Source organism: Pseudomonas sp. FSL R10-1350, assembly GCF_009600525.1.
GTDB lineage: Bacteria > Pseudomonadota > Gammaproteobacteria > Pseudomonadales > Pseudomonadaceae > Aquipseudomonas > Aquipseudomonas helleri.
The window spans coordinates 1-15,859 of sequence record NZ_WIVR01000047.1 but is presented as its reverse complement, the minus strand read 5'-3'; the positions used below and the strand labels follow the sequence as shown (position 1 = coordinate 15,859).

16 protein-coding genes are annotated in these 15,859 nt (G+C 57.3%); 14 read left to right on the top strand and 2 right to left on the bottom strand.

Going from position 1 to position 15,859, the window contains the following annotated elements:
* Positions 1-59: 59 nt before the first annotated feature.
* Positions 60-1,364 (top strand): MFS transporter, encoded by a 1,305-nt coding sequence (locus tag GHO25_RS18515; protein ID WP_153391681.1) that lies wholly within the window; start codon positions 60-62, stop codon positions 1,362-1,364.
* 63 nt (positions 1,365-1,427) lie between these two features.
* Positions 1,428-2,213 (top strand): IclR family transcriptional regulator, encoded by a 786-nt coding sequence (locus tag GHO25_RS18510; protein WP_123750200.1) that lies wholly within the window; start codon positions 1,428-1,430, stop codon positions 2,211-2,213.
* Positions 2,214-2,302: 89 nt separating this feature from the next.
* On the opposite strand, the gene GHO25_RS18505 is transcribed toward GHO25_RS18510, so the two are convergent.
* Positions 2,303-3,367 (bottom strand): NAD(P)-dependent alcohol dehydrogenase, encoded by a 1,065-nt coding sequence (locus GHO25_RS18505; protein ID WP_153391678.1) that lies wholly within the window; start codon positions 3,365-3,367, stop codon positions 2,303-2,305.
* 179 nt (positions 3,368-3,546) lie between these two features.
* Here GHO25_RS18505 and GHO25_RS18500 point away from each other — a divergent pair, with 179 nt between their 5' ends.
* Positions 3,547-4,440, top strand: a complete 894-nt coding sequence (locus GHO25_RS18500; protein ID WP_048368784.1) for an AraC family transcriptional regulator — start codon at positions 3,547-3,549, stop codon at positions 4,438-4,440.
* An 81-nt stretch (positions 4,441-4,521) separates the two neighbouring features.
* Here GHO25_RS18500 and GHO25_RS18495 read toward each other — a convergent pair whose 3' ends face one another.
* Positions 4,522-6,186, bottom strand: coding sequence for an electron transfer flavoprotein-ubiquinone oxidoreductase (locus tag GHO25_RS18495; protein WP_178110138.1), 1,665 nt, complete (start codon positions 6,184-6,186; stop codon positions 4,522-4,524).
* Between the two features lie 525 nt (positions 6,187-6,711).
* Between GHO25_RS18495 and GHO25_RS18490 the strand changes: the two genes are divergently transcribed.
* The 11 genes from GHO25_RS18490 (at position 6,712) to GHO25_RS18440 (ending at position 15,775) form a co-directional block, all read left to right on the top strand.
* Complete coding sequence (locus GHO25_RS18490) at positions 6,712-7,461, top strand: electron transfer flavoprotein subunit beta/FixA family protein (RefSeq protein WP_048368782.1); 750 nt, start codon at positions 6,712-6,714, stop codon at positions 7,459-7,461.
* Positions 7,462-7,463: 2 nt separating this feature from the next.
* Positions 7,464-8,393: an electron transfer flavoprotein subunit alpha/FixB family protein gene (locus GHO25_RS18485; protein ID WP_153391676.1), complete on the top strand. Its 930-nt coding sequence runs from the start codon at positions 7,464-7,466 to the stop codon at positions 8,391-8,393.
* 139 nt (positions 8,394-8,532) lie between these two features.
* Positions 8,533-9,351 (top strand): ABC transporter substrate-binding protein, encoded by an 819-nt coding sequence (locus GHO25_RS18480; RefSeq protein WP_153391674.1) that lies wholly within the window; start codon positions 8,533-8,535, stop codon positions 9,349-9,351.
* 9 nt (positions 9,352-9,360) lie between these two features.
* Positions 9,361-9,717, top strand: a complete 357-nt coding sequence (locus tag GHO25_RS18475) for a DUF4398 domain-containing protein (RefSeq protein WP_048368779.1) — start codon at positions 9,361-9,363, stop codon at positions 9,715-9,717.
* Positions 9,714-10,529: an OmpA family protein gene (locus tag GHO25_RS18470; protein ID WP_153391672.1), complete on the top strand. Its 816-nt coding sequence runs from the start codon at positions 9,714-9,716 to the stop codon at positions 10,527-10,529. Before GHO25_RS18475 ends, GHO25_RS18470 begins: the two co-directional genes overlap by 4 nt.
* A gap of 237 nt (positions 10,530-10,766) precedes the next feature.
* Positions 10,767-12,206 carry a PLP-dependent aminotransferase family protein gene (locus tag GHO25_RS18465; RefSeq protein WP_048368777.1) on the top strand — a complete coding sequence of 480 codons (1,440 nt, stop codon included), beginning with the start codon at positions 10,767-10,769 and terminating at the stop codon, positions 12,204-12,206.
* 103 nt (positions 12,207-12,309) lie between these two features.
* The gene (locus tag GHO25_RS18460; RefSeq protein ID WP_153391670.1) at positions 12,310-12,777 is read left to right on the top strand and encodes a translation initiation factor 2; all 468 of its coding nucleotides are present in this window, start codon (positions 12,310-12,312) and stop codon (positions 12,775-12,777) included.
* A gap of 141 nt (positions 12,778-12,918) precedes the next feature.
* Positions 12,919-13,173 (top strand): YkgJ family cysteine cluster protein, encoded by a 255-nt coding sequence (locus GHO25_RS18455; protein WP_048368775.1) that lies wholly within the window; start codon positions 12,919-12,921, stop codon positions 13,171-13,173.
* Positions 13,174-13,220: 47 nt separating this feature from the next.
* Positions 13,221-13,826, top strand: coding sequence for an START domain-containing protein (locus GHO25_RS18450; protein ID WP_153391668.1), 606 nt, complete (start codon positions 13,221-13,223; stop codon positions 13,824-13,826).
* Between the two features lie 276 nt (positions 13,827-14,102).
* Positions 14,103-14,444 (top strand): ribonuclease E inhibitor RraB, encoded by a 342-nt coding sequence (locus GHO25_RS18445; protein WP_048368773.1) that lies wholly within the window; start codon positions 14,103-14,105, stop codon positions 14,442-14,444.
* Between the two features lie 602 nt (positions 14,445-15,046).
* Positions 15,047-15,775, top strand: a complete 729-nt coding sequence (locus tag GHO25_RS18440) for an amidotransferase (protein WP_048368772.1) — start codon at positions 15,047-15,049, stop codon at positions 15,773-15,775.
* Positions 15,776-15,859 lie beyond the last annotated feature (84 nt).

The following is a 15,859-nucleotide window of genomic DNA, read 5'->3' as shown; positions in this document are numbered from 1 at the left end:
CTTAGCGCGGCGACGGATTCAGCTTCGACCTCAATAACCATAAAAAAGAGGCATGTCACATGACTAGCACTGTCGCGTCAGCGTCCCTGGTGGCGCCGAGTCGCAAGCGTTTTTTCATCATGGTGTTGCTGTTTATCACTGTGGTGATCAACTACCTGGACCGCAGCAACCTGTCGATTGCCGCCCCCGCGCTGACCAGCGACTTGGGCATCGATCCTATCCACGTCGGGCTGATCTTCTCTGCCTTCGGCTGGACCTACGCCGCCATGCAAATTCCGGGCGGTTGGCTGGTGGACCGCGTGCCGCCGCGCATTCTCTACAGCGTGGCGTTATTGCTCTGGTCGCTGGCCACGGTGATGCTCGGGTTTGCCGCCAATTTTATTGCCTTGTTTGTACTGCGCATGGCGGTCGGTGCGCTGGAAGCACCGGCGTATCCGATCAACAGTCGGGTGGTTACCACGTGGTTCCCTGAGCGCGAGCGCGCCACCGCCATTGGTTTCTACACCTCCGGGCAATTTGTCGGGCTCGCGTTTCTGACCCCGGTGCTGGCGTGGTTGCAGCATCATTGGGGCTGGCACATGGTGTTTATCTGCACTGGTGCGGTGGGCATTATCTGGGCCGGGATCTGGTACGCGGTGTATCGCGAGCCACGTGACTTCAAAGGCGCCAACCCGGCAGAAATAGAGCTGATTGCCGCAGGGGGCGGGCTGGTGGATATTCAAAGCCAGACCGCCAAGCGCAAGGCGCCGTTCAGTTGGCTGGACCTGGGCATCGTGCTCAGCAAACGCAAGTTGTGGGGCATCTACCTGGGGCAGTTTTGCCTGAACTCGACGCTGTGGTTCTTTCTGACCTGGTTCCCGACCTATCTGGTCAAATACCGTGGCATGGATTTCATCAAGTCGGGTCTCTTGGCTTCGCTACCTTTTTTGGCCGCTTTTGTGGGCGTGCTGTGCTCGGGTTTTTTCTCCGACTGGTTGATACGTCGCGGTTACTCGGTGGGCTTTGCGCGCAAGCTGCCGATCATTGGCGGGTTGTTGATTTCGACCTCGATCATTGGCGCCAACTTTGTCGAGTCGACGCCGCTGGTGATTGCGTTTCTGGCCTTGGCGTTCTTTGGCAACGGCCTGGCCTCGATCACCTGGTCGCTGGTGTCTACCCTTGCCCCGGCGCGGCTGCTGGGCCTGACGGGCGGGGTGTTCAACTTTATCGGCAACCTGTCCGCCATTGCCACGCCCATCGTGATTGGCTTTTTGGCCAGTGGCGATTCGTTTGCTCCGGCCATCACCTACATTTCGGTGCTGGCAATGCTCGGGGCGCTGTCCTACATCTTGCTGGTGGGCAAGGTTGAGCGCATCGAGCTGTAGCCGTCGGCCAGCCGGGCGACCATAATGCCGCCCGGTTCTCCCTCTTCTATGCAAAGGCTGGCTATGCAGGACGACTCTTCGAAAACCGCCCCCACCGGCACCCAAACCCTGTTGCGTGGGCTGGCGGTGGTTCACGCCGTGGCCAACGGTGCGCGTGACCTTAAAGACATCGCGCGCGCCATAGGCACCACGCGCAGCACCACGCATCGATTGGCCAGTTGCCTGGTCGACGAGCGTTATTTGCGGGTATTGCCGCAGGTGGGTTACTTGCTGGGGCCAAAACTGATCGAACTGGGTTTTCAGGCGCGTGAAGAACTGCCGCTGGTGACGCTGGCCGGGCCGTACCTCGACGAACTCTCGAGTTTGACAGGCGACACCATTCACCTGGCCGTGCGTGAAGGCGACGAAGTGCTGTACCTGCATAAGAATCCGGGACGCAATGGGCCGGAAATGCGCTCGCGCGTAGGCCACCGTATGCCGTTGGTGCGTACCGGGATTGGCAAGGCCATGTTGCTGGATGCACCGCTGGGGGAGTGGCGTCGCTTGTACGAAAAAAGCCATCCGGTGGGCGGTAAAAACCCGTTATGGCCGGATCATCAAGAAGTCACGTGGGAAGAGTTCGAGCAACGGATGCGCAGCTACGTGGCGGGCGGTTATGCGTTTGACCTGGAAGACAACGAACCGTCGATTCGTTGTGTGGCAGCGCCCATCCGTGATGCCAGCCGCAAAATCGTCGCGGCTATCAGCATCGCCAGCACGGTGCCTTATATGTCCTTGGAGAAAATGACCGGGCTGATCCCGGTCATTACCCATGCCGCGCAACAGATATCGGCAGAGTTGGGCGGGTAACTCGATCTCCTGTAGGAGCGAGCTTGCCTCGCGATCTTTTAACGATCAAAAGATCGCGAGACAAGCTCGCTCCTACAGGGTGGAGATGGTTAAGCCTTCAGCGTTTTCATGTCGATCACAAAGCGATATTTGACGTCGCCTTTCACCACGCGCTCGAACGCCTCGTTGATGTTTTTGATGTCGAGCATTTCGATGTCGCAGGTGATGCCGTTGGCTGCGCTGAAGTCGAGCATTTCCTGGGTTTCAGCAATGCCGCCAATCAACGAGCCAGCCAGTACGCGACGCTTGAACACCAGGTTGAACGCATCCAGTGCCGGGTCAACCGGTTCGATCAGGCCCACGAGGATGTGTACGCCGTCAAAACGCAGGGTTTCGAGGTAGGGGTTGAGGTCGTGAGGGACTGGGATGGTGTCCAGCAGGAAGTCGAAGCGGTCGGCTGCGGCTTTCATTTGCTCCGGGTCGGTGGACACGATCACGTGATCGGCACCTTGTTTGTAGGCTTCTTCTGCCTTGGCCGCCGAGCGGGTGAACAAGGTGACTTCTGCGCCCATGGCCTTGGCAAACTTGATGCCCATGTGGCCCAGGCCGCCCATGCCCAGAACGCCGACTTTATCGCCCGCTTCTACGCCGTAGTGCTGCAGCGGAGAGTAGGTGGTGATACCGGCGCACAGCAGCGGGGCAGCGCTGGCCGGGTCGAGGTTTTCAGGGATGCGCACGACAAAGTGCTCGCTCACCACGATGCTGTCCGAGTAGCCGCCCATGGTGTTGGTGCCGTCGACCCGGTCTGGCGTGCAGTAGGTCATGGTCGCGCCTTCCAGGCAGTATTGCTCCAGGTCCTCTTTACAGGCCGAGCACTCGCGGCACGAGTCAACCATGCAGCCCACACCGACCAGGTCGCCGACTTTGTGCTTGGTGACGTTGTCGCCGATGGCGGTGACTTTGCCGACGATCTCGTGGCCCGGCATCACCGGGTACACCGCAAAGCCCCACTCATTGCGTGCCTGGTGGATGTCTGAGTGGCAGACGCCGCAGTACAGGACTTCGATGGATACGTCGTCCGGGCGCGGTGCGCGGCGGTTGAACTGCATCGGAGCAAGTGGCGCTGAAGAGGTTTGAGCGGCATAGCCGATGGCGTTGTACGTGACGTTAGACATGGGAAACCTCGAATAGCGATAGCTGTGAACAGGGCGCAAGTGTGCGCCCGCAGACCTTGCAGGACTATGACGATTCCTCCGCGTGTCATGCCTATTCGTCCGAACTCGCGGAGCAACTGTCGCTTTATTGATCAATTCTGCGAAGATGCGGCGATCCATTACTGCTGTGAATTATTTCCATGTTTTTAACGCGTCACCGCGATGAGAACGCCACGCTGGTGTCCCTTATCAAACCGCTGGCCAACCGCCTGGGCTTTGTTCCTACCCTGATGCCTGAGGTACGCGTGGTGTCGGCCTGCAACACCGTGGCGCGGATGCCGCAGATCTATGAGCCGAGCCTGATGGTCATCGCCCAGGGCAGCAAGGTGGCCTATCTGGGCACCCGGACCATGGAGTACGGCGCCGGGCATTACCTGGTGCAGGCCTTGTCAGTGCCGTTTGAGTGCGAAACCTTTGCGTCTGAAGAGATGCCGCTGCTGGGCGTCGCGATCAGCATTGACCGGGCGGTGCTCGGAGAGTTGGTGCTGGCCATGGGCCTGGACCCTGAGCGCAGCATCGCCCAGACCCCGGAGTCCATGACCTCGGCGGTGCTGGATGATGAGATGCGTCAGTCGGTTGAGCGTTTGTTGCGCTGCCTGCATGACCCGCTGGAGTGCCGGATCATGGGCCGGGCACGCTTGCGCGAAGTCTTGTTCGCCGCCTTGCGCGGTCCGCAAGCCAGCGTGTTGCGGGCGTTGGTTGAGCAGCAGGGGCAGTTTGCCCGGGTAGCGGCCTCGCTGACCCATTTGCATGAGCATTTTGCTGAGCCGTTGAATGTTGAGACCTTGGCCCGTTGCGCAAACATGAGCGCGTCGACCTTTCATGAGCACTTCAAGCGCAGCACATTGCTGTCGCCGGTGCAGTACCTCAAGCGCCTGCGCCTGTTGCGGGCGCAGCAGCTGCTGTTAAGCAATGAAGGCTTGGGTGTGGCGCAAGTGGCTGAGCGTGTGGGTTACCAGAGTACTTCGCAATTCAGTCGCGAGTACAAACGCTATTTTGAGCGCAGCCCGGGGTGTGAAAGCTCGGTGTGCTGACAGCTTGGGCTGTAGGAGCGAGCTTGCCTCGCGATCTTTTAAACGATCAAAAGATCGCGAGACAAGCTCGCTCCTACGGACTTACATGTTCGGGTAAGTCGGGCCGCCAGCACCTTCCGGGGTTACCCAGGTGATGTTCTGCGACGGGTCTTTGATGTCACAGGTTTTGCAGTGCACGCAGTTTTGCGCGTTGATCTGGAAACGTTTCTCGCCGCTTTCCTGAGTAATCACTTCATACACGCCAGCCGGGCAGTAACGCTGGGCAGGTTCGTCGTAGAGCGGCAGGTTAACGTTGATCGGAATGCTCGCGTCACGCAGCTTGAGGTGGCACGGCTGTTCTTCTTCGTGGTTGGTGCTGGAGAGGAAGACCGAGCTGAGTTTGTCGAAGCTGAGTTTGCCGTCCGGTTTCGGGTAGTCGATCTTCTTGCAGTCTTTGGCCAGCTTCAGGCAGGCATAGTCTGGCTTGGTGTCGTGCAGGGTGAACGGCAGTTTGCCGCCGAAGAAGTTCTGATCGACCCAGTTGAAGCCTGCGCCCATGAGCGGGCCGAACTTGTGCATCGCCGGGCCGAAGTTACGGCTGGCGAACAGTTCTTCGTACAACCAGCTGGCTTTGAAAGACTCAACGTAAGTGTTGAGTGCATCACCGCCTTCGGAGCCTGCAAACAGCGAGTCGGCCACGGCCTCAGCAGCGAGCATGCCGGACTTCATGGCGGTGTGGCTGCCTTTGATCTTGGCCACGTTCATGGTGCCCAGATCGCATCCGATCAGTGCGCCACCGTTGAAGACCATTTTTGGCAGCGAGTTCAGGCCACCTTTTGCCAGTGCGCGTGCGCCGTAGCTGATGCGTTTGCCGCCTTCCAGGTACTGCTTGAGGACCGGGTGGTGCTTGAGGCGCTGGAACTCATCGAACGGCGACAGGAAGGTGTTGCTGTAGGACAGGTCGACGATCAGACCGACCACGACCTGGTTGTTTTCCAGGTGATAAAGGAACGAACCACCAGTGTTTTCGTTGCTGGTGATGTCCAGCGGCCAGCCAGCGGTGTGTACGACCAGGCCAGGCTGGTGCTTGGCAGGATCGATTTCCCAGATTTCTTTCAGGCCGATGCCGTAGTGCTGGCTGTCTGCGTCGCTGTCGAGCTTGAAGCGTTCGATCAGTTGCTTGCCCAAATGGCCGCGGCAGCCTTCTGCGAACAAGGTGTACTTGCCGCGCAGTTCCATGCCGGGGGTATACAGGCCTTCTTTCGGCTTGCCTTCGCGGTCAACGCCCAGGTCGCCGGTGATGATCCCGCGAACCACGTTGTTTTCATCGAACAGCACTTCTTGGGCGGCGAAGCCCGGGTAGATTTCTACGCCCAGGTTTTCGGCCTGCTGAGCCAGCCAGCGGCACAGGTTGCCCAGGGAAATAATGTAGTTGCCTTCGTTGTGCATGGTTTTAGGCACAAAGAAGTCAGGTACTTTTGTCGCAGTGCTGTCGCTGCGCAGTACATAAATGTCATCACGGGTCACCGGCGTGTTCAGCGGTGCGCCGAGTTCTTTCCAGTCCGGGAACAATTCGTTCAGGGCGCGGGGTTCAAATACCGCACCGGACAGAATGTGTGCGCCGACTTCGGAGCCTTTTTCAACCACGCAGACGCTGATTTCTTTACCGGCTTCGGCGGCCTTCTGCTTAAGACGGCAGGCGGCGGACAAACCGGCAGGGCCGGCGCCGACGATGACCACGTCGAATTCCATGTATTCGCGTTCCACAGGCTATCTCCTACTCAAGGCTCAACGGTGTTTTCTAATTGGAGGTTTGGCGTTTCATCCATTATTCCCTCGCTTTGCAGTCGAAGACGCAATGGATGAGGCGCCGCTCTCTCTATGGGCGCGCATTATATCTACACCACTAGCAGCGTCCAATACAAACGTTTGTTTGAATTCGCTGCAAGCCAGACAAATCAATGACACGCGGCTCTAAAGTGGCCGATTTGCTGTATTGACCGCAAATGGTGTTCCGGTCAAGATACGGGCGGTTTTGCGCTCGCCGTAGGCTGATTGTTGGTTTCAAGAGCACCTCTAAAGACAGGGCACAGGCATAAACGTGCAGGAGCCTGACATTTTTTGAGCGGAGTTTACACGTCCTTTTGGTGGATGACTTGGTAGTCACACCTGACAGACGGTCGCACGGGAAGGGCATAGCAACGATCTTTGGAGGTGCCCTTGTGCTGATGAGCATCAACCGCCAGGTTCGCCTAGGCGACTTTCTTTTCACCGGAGAGTAACGAGGAATCCATGAAGGTTCTTGTAGCTGTCAAACGAGTGGTCGATTACAACGTTAAAGTACGCGTCAAGGCGGACAATTCCGGCGTTGACCTCGCCAACGTCAAGATGTCGATGAACCCCTTCTGCGAAATCGCTGTGGAAGAAGCCGTACGCCTGAAAGAAAAAGGCGTTGCGACTGAAATCGTCGTCGTCTCCATCGGCCCGACTACCGCTCAAGAGCAACTGCGCACCGCGCTGGCTCTGGGTGCCGATCGCGCCATCCTCGTCGAATCCGCCGAAGACCTGACCTCGCTGGCCGTGGCCAAGCTGCTCAAGGCTGTGGTCGACAAGGAGCAGCCTCAGTTGGTGATCCTGGGTAAACAGGCCATCGACAGCGACAACAACCAAACGGGCCAGATGCTGGCTGCGCTGACCGGTTACGGTCAGGGTACCTTCGCTTCTAAAGTAGAAGTGTCGGGCGACAAGGTTGCTGTGACCCGTGAAATCGACGGCGGCGCGCAAACTGTTTCGCTGAGCCTGCCAGCCATCGTCACCACCGACCTGCGTTTGAACGAGCCGCGCTACGCGTCTCTGCCAAACATCATGAAGGCCAAGAAGAAGCCGCTGGAAGTGCTGACGCCAGACGCGTTGGGCGTTTCGACGGCTTCGACCAACAAAACCGTAAAAGTTGAAGCACCGGCTGCACGCAGCGCGGGCATCAAGGTCAAGTCGGTGGCTGAACTGGTCGAGAAACTGAAAAACGAAGCGAAGGTAATCTAACAATGACTATCTTGGTAATCGCAGAACACGACGGCAAAGTACTGGCTCCGGCCACACTGAACACCGTAGCCGCCGCTGCTAAAATCGGTGGCGATATCAACGTCCTGGTGGCAGGCCAAGGCATTGGCGCAGTCGCTGAAGCGGCCGCAAAAATTGCTGGCGTGGCTAAAGTGCTGGTGGCAGACAACGCCGCTTACGCGCATCAACTGCCAGAAAACGTTGCTCCGTTGGTCGCTGAGCTGGGTAACGGCTACAGCCACATCCTGGCTGCCGCGACCTCCAACGGCAAAAACATCCTGCCGCGCGTTGCTGCGCAGCTGGACGTTGACCAGATCTCCGAGATCGTTTCGGTGGTCAGCGCTGACACCTTCACTCGCCCGATCTACGCCGGTAACGCCATTGCGACCGTGCAGTCGACTGCGCCAGTCAAAGTGATCACCGTGCGTGCGACCGGTTTCGACCCGGTTGCTGCTGAAGGTGGTTCGGCTGCTGTTGAAGCCGTGGCAGCGGTTCACGATGCAGGCACTTCCTCGTTCGTTGGCGAAGAGCTGGCCAAGTCTGACCGCCCTGAGCTGACCGCAGCTAAAATCGTCGTTTCTGGCGGTCGCGGCATGCAAAACGGTGACAACTTCAAACACCTGTACGCTCTGGCCGACAAGCTGGGCGCTGCTGTGGGCGCGTCGCGCGCTGCAGTTGACGCAGGTTTTGTACCCAACGACATGCAGGTCGGCCAGACCGGCAAAATCGTTGCACCTCAGCTGTACATCGCCGTTGGTATCTCCGGCGCGATCCAGCACTTGGCCGGTATGAAAGACTCCAAAGTGATCGTTGCGATCAACAAGGACGAAGAAGCGCCGATCTTCCAGGTAGCCGATTACGGTCTGGTGGCGGACTTGTTCGAAGCAGTACCTGAGCTGGAGAAACTGGTTTAATCCAGTCGCTTCACTTATAAAGAGCCCGGTTATCCGGGCTGTCAGGAAGGGCAGAGCACTCAGTGTTCAGCTTTCTCTTAACAGCCTGAATGACCGGGTTTTTTTATGCGTTTGAATGATCCACGTGGAGCGTAGGAATATGGATGTGCGTAAGGTAAGCAGGTTGTTATTGGGGTTGGCATTGATGCCTTTGCTGTCCGAGGCTGCGGGTAAATGCGAGCGCCTGATCGTGACCGGCAGCCCCGATGCGCCGCCGTATCTGTGGCGCGACCCCGCCAATCCCACCCATTTGATCGGCGCCAGTGCCGATCTGTTGCAACACGCTGCCGAAGAGCTGGGCATCAAGGTTGAGGTGCTTTATGCGGGCAAGCGTTCCCAGGCTCAGGACGAAGTGCGCACCGGGCGCATGGACATGCTGCTTGATGCGCCACTGACCTTGGCCGGGTTGAACTCCCTGGATTACATCCACCCGCCGCTGGTGCGTAACGATTACCTGGTGTGGACGCGCAAAGACTCGGCCTTGCACTACGAAACCCCGGCCGACTTGCACGGGCATACAGGCGCGCTCTCCGAGAAGGCCCGGCTGACCGAATCTTTTGATGCTTTTGCACAACGCCAACTAACCCTCAAGCCGCAACCCGGCCTGACCCAGGCGTTTCAAAAGCTGTTGCTGGGCCAGGTCGAATACGTTTTGGCCGGGCGTTATGCCGGCATGGCGACTGCGCAAACCCTCGGCATCGCCGATGACTTGCAAGCGCATTCGCAACCGATTGATCAGCCGGGGCTGTTTTTGGCGGTCTCCCATGACTCAGCGTGCAATGAGCCGTGGTTGCGCGGACAGCTCGCCAAAAAGATGACAGAATTGCCCGCCTCCGGCATGGCCGAGGCCGCTTTGCAACGCAATCTGGAGCGGTGGAAATCGCAACTGCAGCAACCGCTCAGCGCCCCAAAACAGTAGGAATTTTTAGTGACGATTCGACCTCTTTTCGCAGCCCTGGCTGTTATGGCTCTGGCGGGGTGTGCGAACGACCCTGCACCGAATCAACAAATACGTTTGAGCGAACAAGCCTTGGAGCAAGCCAGGGCGGTCGGCGCGAATGCCGACGATATGCCTGAACTCAAACAGGCTGAAGACAAGCTGGCCCATGCTCAGGCCGATATGCTTGAAGAGTCCTACAAAGACGCGCGCCTGCAGGCCGAGCAGGCTGAACTTGATGCTCGCCTGGCCGAGGCGCGGGTTCTGACGCAAAAAAGCCAGGAACAATTGAACGTGCTCAACACCCGTATTACCCGCTTGCGCAAACAACTGGCGGAGGCCCAATGAGCCTCAAATCCAGTGTGTTCAGCTGTGCCGTGTTGTTAGGCAGCATCAGCCTGGCCGGTTGCGCCGGGCATCACAGCGGCGAGCAGGCCTTGCAGCAGGCCAACAGCGATTTCCAGGCGGTCAAAGAAGACAGCAACGTCTTGCGCATCGCGCCTAAAGACGTGATTCGCGCCGGTGAATCGCTGGCCCGCGCCGACCGCTTGTCCAGCTATTGGGGCAGTGGCGATGATGTGGTGCACTACGCCTACCTCAGCCAGCGTTATAGCGAGATTGCCCGTGAGCACACGCAAAAAGTGCTCAATGAGGAACGTGCGGCCAAGCTCGAGCTGGAGCGTCAGCGCCTGCAACTGGCCCTGCGCGAAGCCAAGCTGCTGAGTGTTCAGCAGCAGGGCAAATGGCTGGAAGAGCAAATCATCAGCCTGGCGACCACGCAGACTGACCGTGGTTTGGTCATGACCTTGGGCGACGTGTTGTTTGATACCGGCGAAGCGGATTTGAAAAACTCGGCTAACCGCACAGTCCTCAAGCTGGTGCAGTTTCTGCAACTGAACCCCAAGCGGATCGTGCGCATTGAGGGTTACACCGACAACACCGGTGGTACAGAAGACAACCTCACCCTGTCGCTGGCGCGGGCGCAGATCGTAGCCGATACGCTGGTCGACCTGGGGATCGACGAAAAGCGCGTTCAAGTGGCCGGTTATGGCGACCAGTACCCGGTGGACGTCAACGCCACCGAGCGCGGCCGGGCGCAGAACCGTCGGGTTGAAATCGTCTTCTCTGACGAAAAAGGCCAACTGGGCGCCGCTCGCTAAGCGCAACACCGTCTGGTAGGAGCGAGCTTGCCTCGCGATCTTTTAACGATCAAAAGATCGCGAGGCAAGCTCGCTCCTACAGGTTCTTTGCCGCTCACCCATACAGTTAACCCGCGGTCTGCACTGTACGGCTCAGAATAGTGGCAACTGTGCCCGTACACTTCTAAACTGTTCCGGTATTGTTCATCACAAAAATGCTTCCTATAAAAAAAATGCCTGAACATCGAGTGCCGCGCCATGACCAACCTTTTGCTTTATCAACGTATTGCTCAGCAGCTGGCTGAGGATATCCGGCGTGGCGTCTACCAGCCGGGGGAGCGTGTGCCCTCGGTGCGCAAGATGAGTTCACAGCTGAATGTGAGCCATGCGACGGTGTTGCAGGCCTATGCCAATCTTGAAGACCAAGGCTTGATCCGGGCGCGTCCGCAATCCGGTTATTACGTGCACCAAACCCCGGCCCTGACGGCGCCCACACCGGACATCGCGCGTGTTGAGCGCCCAGGTCTGGTGACGCGCAGCAGCATCATCCAGCAGGTATTGGTCGAGTCGCGGCGCGAAGGCGTGTTTCCGCTGGGGGCTGCGGTGCCGAGTGTCGATTACTTGCCCGTGCGCGCGCTGCACCAGCAATTGGCCAAGGTCACCCGTTTTCATAGCCCGCGTGCCTTCAGTTACATGTTCAGCCCCGGCTTTGAGCCGTTGCGCCGTCAGGTGGCGATCCGTATGCGGGATGCTGGCGTGGTGGTCGACCCTTCGGAAGTGATCATCACCCACGGCTGTGTGGATGCCCTGCAAATGTCATTACGGGCGCTGACCCGTCCGGGTGACCTGATCGCGGCCGAATCGCCAACCTATTACGGCTTGTTGCAACTGGCCGATTTGCTAGGCTTGAAAGTCATCGAGATCCCCAGCGACCCAGCCACCGGCATGAGCCTTGAAGCCCTGCAATTGGCGGCTAATCAGTGGTCGATCAAAGCGCTGGTACTCACCACGCGCTTGAGCAACCCGCTGGGTGGCACCATGCCCGAAGAGCGGCAAAAACACCTGCTGCGCCTGGCGTCAGATTTCGATATCCAGATCGTTGAAGACGACATCTATGGCGAACTGATGTTTGAGGTGGGGCGCACCAAAGCGTTGAAAGCCTACGATCGCCTCGATCGCGTGATCTATTGCTCGAGTTTCTCTAAAACGTTGTCGCCGGGCGTACGAATCGGCTGGATGATTGCGGGGAAATATCAGCAGGAAATCCAGCGTCTGCAAACGTTCACCACCCATTCGGCGTGCAGCGTGACGCAAATGGGGGTGGCGGCTTACCTTGAAAACGGCGGTTACGACCGCCATTTACGCTACATCCGGCAGGAATACCGGAAAAACCTCAGCGCATTCCAGCTGGCCGTTCAGCAGTACTTTCCGGAAGGCACGCAGATGTCGCGCCCCAGTGGCGGGTTTATTTTGTGGGTCAGTTTGCCGGGCCGGGTGAACACCCAAGAGCTGCACGTGCGTGCCTTGCAGCAGGGTATCAGTATCGCGCCGGGGCTGATTTTCAGTAACACCGAGCAGTTTAATCACTGCATTCGACTCAACTGTGGCACACCTTGGAACAAAGAAGCCGAGCGGGCACTGATGACGTTGGGCATGCTTGCTAACCAATTGTGCCAGGAGACCGCAGGCCTCTATTAAGAGGGTAAACGCTGCGCGGTATGGCCATTTGGTTACATTCGGCTTGTCTCGGCCAGCTTAAAGCGCGAGCATGCGTGCCTGAACGAAGAAAACCGTGGGAGTTATGAGAGCGACATATTGTGTAGGGCTCGTGTTGGCAGGTGTGTTGACTGCGTTTGGCGCGATGGCTGCGCCAGCGACCCCGTCGGCACCCGAAACAGTCACTGCCCAGCCTAAAGCTGCTCATACCCCGCCCAAGCCTGCGGCCAAAGCGCAAAAGGCACCGGCCAAGAAAACCCCGCCTGCGAAACCCAAATCCCCTGCGAAGGCCACCAAAAAGCGCGTGCCGACCAGCAAAGTTGATTTGAGCTTGCCGCCCGAGATGGTTCGGCAATTGCGCCCTTTAGGCGCCGTCCCCATGCCTGCGCACAAACCGTTGCTGCCCAATATGTTTGTTGAAAAGCAGGCCGAGGAGAGCCCTTTCCAATTGAACGGGCGCCTGCTCAGCAATGAAATGGGCCTGCAGTTACGTAACGAGGCGCGGCAGAATGAAATCGATGGTGCCGCCCTCGATTTTGAATTCAAGCAATAAGTGCCCCAGCGTCGAAAACGGACTTCTAAACTGACTAATCAGTCACTGATATTCTGCTGAACGGTCAATTTCAAACGCCCGTTCCAGCGAGTACTATCCCTTGTCATCAATGCACTTTGCCCCTAACGAGGAGCTAACGTCATGAATTGCCGTGAAGGCTGTGGCGCTTGTTGTATAGCACCCTCCATCAGTACACCGATCCCTGGCATGCCTGATGGCAAACCCGCGGGGGAACGCTGCCTGCATCTGTCTGTCGATTACTTGTGTGGTTTGTTCGGCCAACCAGAGCGTCCTGCCGTGTGCGGCGCGTTCAAGGCTGACATCGAGGTATGCGGCAGCAGTCAGCAAGAGGCCATTAACCTGATCGGTTGGTGGGAACAGGTGACGGCGGCTTAGTGCATTCGTGTTCAGTGAACAGACCTTTAACAATAAGGAATAAGACAATGGGTTCGTTACATCGAGTGGCAATGGCGTGTGGTTTGAGTGTTCTGCTGGTGGGCGCGGCCCAGGCAGAAGACTGGAAAGTGGCGAAAAACGAAGACGGCATAAAAGTCTCATTGAGTGAAGTGCCGGGCTCCGCTTACAAGGCCTACCAGGGTGTAGCCCTGATCAAAGCGCCGCTGGCCAAAATCCAGGGCCTGCAAGAAGACGTGGCGGGGGCGTGTGCCTGGATTCACGAATGCAAAACCCAGAAGCTGCTCAAGCATGAAGGTGACAAAAGCTGGACTTACACCCAATTCAATACGCCGTGGCCTGTAACCCCGCGTGACTCGATTCTGGAGGTCACCTCATCGGTTGCCCCGGACGGCACGCTGACCCGTACCCTCAAAGGCGTACCGGCCTATCAGCCTGAAGAAAAAGGCTTCGTGCGGGTGGCTCAGGTGGACGGTTTCTGGAAGCTGGTCCCTAAAGGCGACAACCTGACTGAAGTCACCTACCAGGTGCACACCGAGCCAGGTGGTAGCGTCCCGGCCCTCATTGCCAACAAGTTCGTGGTGGATGCACCGTTCAAAACCCTTCAGGGGCTCAAAGAGCGCGCTGAGAAGTAACACGCGGCCCTTGCGGCCATAGGGCTGGTCCTGGACAGCGCATCTGTCCAGGTGCCGGGCCCTGTGTTTTTGAGTGCGAAGCTCATTCATTTAAATGCACAAAATTTAAATTTCCCCCTTGGCAGAGATTATCCGTCAGGTCTACTCTGCACCCAGACCAGCGAAGTATTCGACTGGCTCTGATCTTGTTCGCTACATGCTTATTCTCTCTGCTCCGGCACATCTGCTGGTGTGACGAGAGCGCTGAATGTCTATCCATTGCGAGGAGGACGTTTCATGAGCACAGCCCATCAAGAAGACCTCAGCAGCTTTGTGCTGCGCCGCATGAAAGAAGGCGGTTTTGATTTTGCACGTATCCATCCCATTGAGTTTTACGCAATCTTCCCGGATGAGGAGCGGGCGCGCAGAGCAGCAGGCAAATTTTGTGGTGAGTCCTTTAATGCCCAGATCAATGTGGGTGAGGATGGCGCCTGGCACCTTGAGTTAAGCAAGGTGATGCACGCGACTTATGGCGGTATCGGAGATTTTGAGCAGAACTTCGAAGCGGTTGTAGCACCGCTGGGTGGCATTGTTGAAGGCTGGGGCGTCAAGCAGGAGGTGCGTGGCCTGCTGAACTGACGTCAGTTGCGGATGTAAAAACGGCTAGCCTTGGGGCTAGCCGTTTTGGTTTCTGTGGATTGAGATCGTTTAAGTGCCGAGGACTCGCACACAAAAGCGACACCTTAGCCGATGACCTTGGTCAGGTTCGGCAAAATCAACAGCAAAGTTGTAGCGAAGAGGATAAGCCCGGCTTGACGTATTTTCGTGTGTTTGAACATGGCGACCTACCTTTTTTTTGTTATTCCTGAATTGCATTGCTCCACGGTAAGGGCTCATATCCTTGGAAAGCGTCTTGCCCGTTGACAGGCTTAACCTTAGAGGCCGCATAACACGCGGCTTAGAACCTTTTCAAATCATTCAAGCGCAATAAGTTTTTAAAACGCTATTAGACAATTTGTGTATGCCCTGCGAGGCCGTTGCTAGACGCAATCGACCCCCTGATGTTTAAAATCATTAGTCACCTACCGTTCGTCCGGGAGCTTATTTTGCCTGCTCATTACGAGCGGTGGGTGATTGTCCAAGGTTTCAGTACGCGCAGTACTTGCCATCAATTGCTGTTTCAGGGCAGGCTCTAGCGAGTTGTCGTCATTATTTTCGCCTTTATCGTGCCAGGTATTTTTATGTCGCTACGCATCTGCATTTTGGAAACGGACATCCTGCGTCCTGAATTTATTGATCACTATCAAGGCTACGGGCAGATGTTCAAGCGCCTGTTCTCCCAGCAGCCCATTCCTGCAGAGTTCACCATCTACAACGTGGTGAATGGCGAATACCCGTCGGATGATGAAGTGTTCGACGCCTACCTGGTGACCGGCAGCAAGGCCGATTCCTTTGGCACTGATCCCTGGATTCAAACCCTTAAAGAGTACTTGCTGACGCGCTATGAGCGGGGTGACAAGCTGTTGGGTGTCTGCTTTGGCCACCAATTGCTGGCGCTACTGCTGGGTGGCAAGAGTGAGCGGGCGACCAAAGGCTGGGGCGTGGGCACCCATCAATACACACTGGCTGCCAAGGCACCGTGGATGAGCCCTGTGGTTGAAGACCTGACACTGTTGATCAGCCATCAGGATCAAGTCACCGCCTTGCCGGAAAACGCCACAGTGGTGGCCTCCAGCGAGTTCTGCCCGTTTGCGGCTTATCACATCAATGACCAAGTGCTGTGCTTCCAGGGCCACCCTGAGTTCATTCACGACTATTCCCGGGCCTTGCTCGACCTGCGCCAGGAGCATTTGGGCGAACAGGTTTACAACAAAGGCATTGCCAGCCTCGAACATGACCACCATGGTAAGACTGTTGCCGAGTGGATGATGCGTTTTGTGGCGAACAAACCTGAAGCTAAAGCGCTCTAACACCGCACTGTAATTACATGGACTCGCCCAAGCCGAGGCGTCTGTGCGCCACGGTGGCATTCTATTAGAAGCCAACGACAGCGA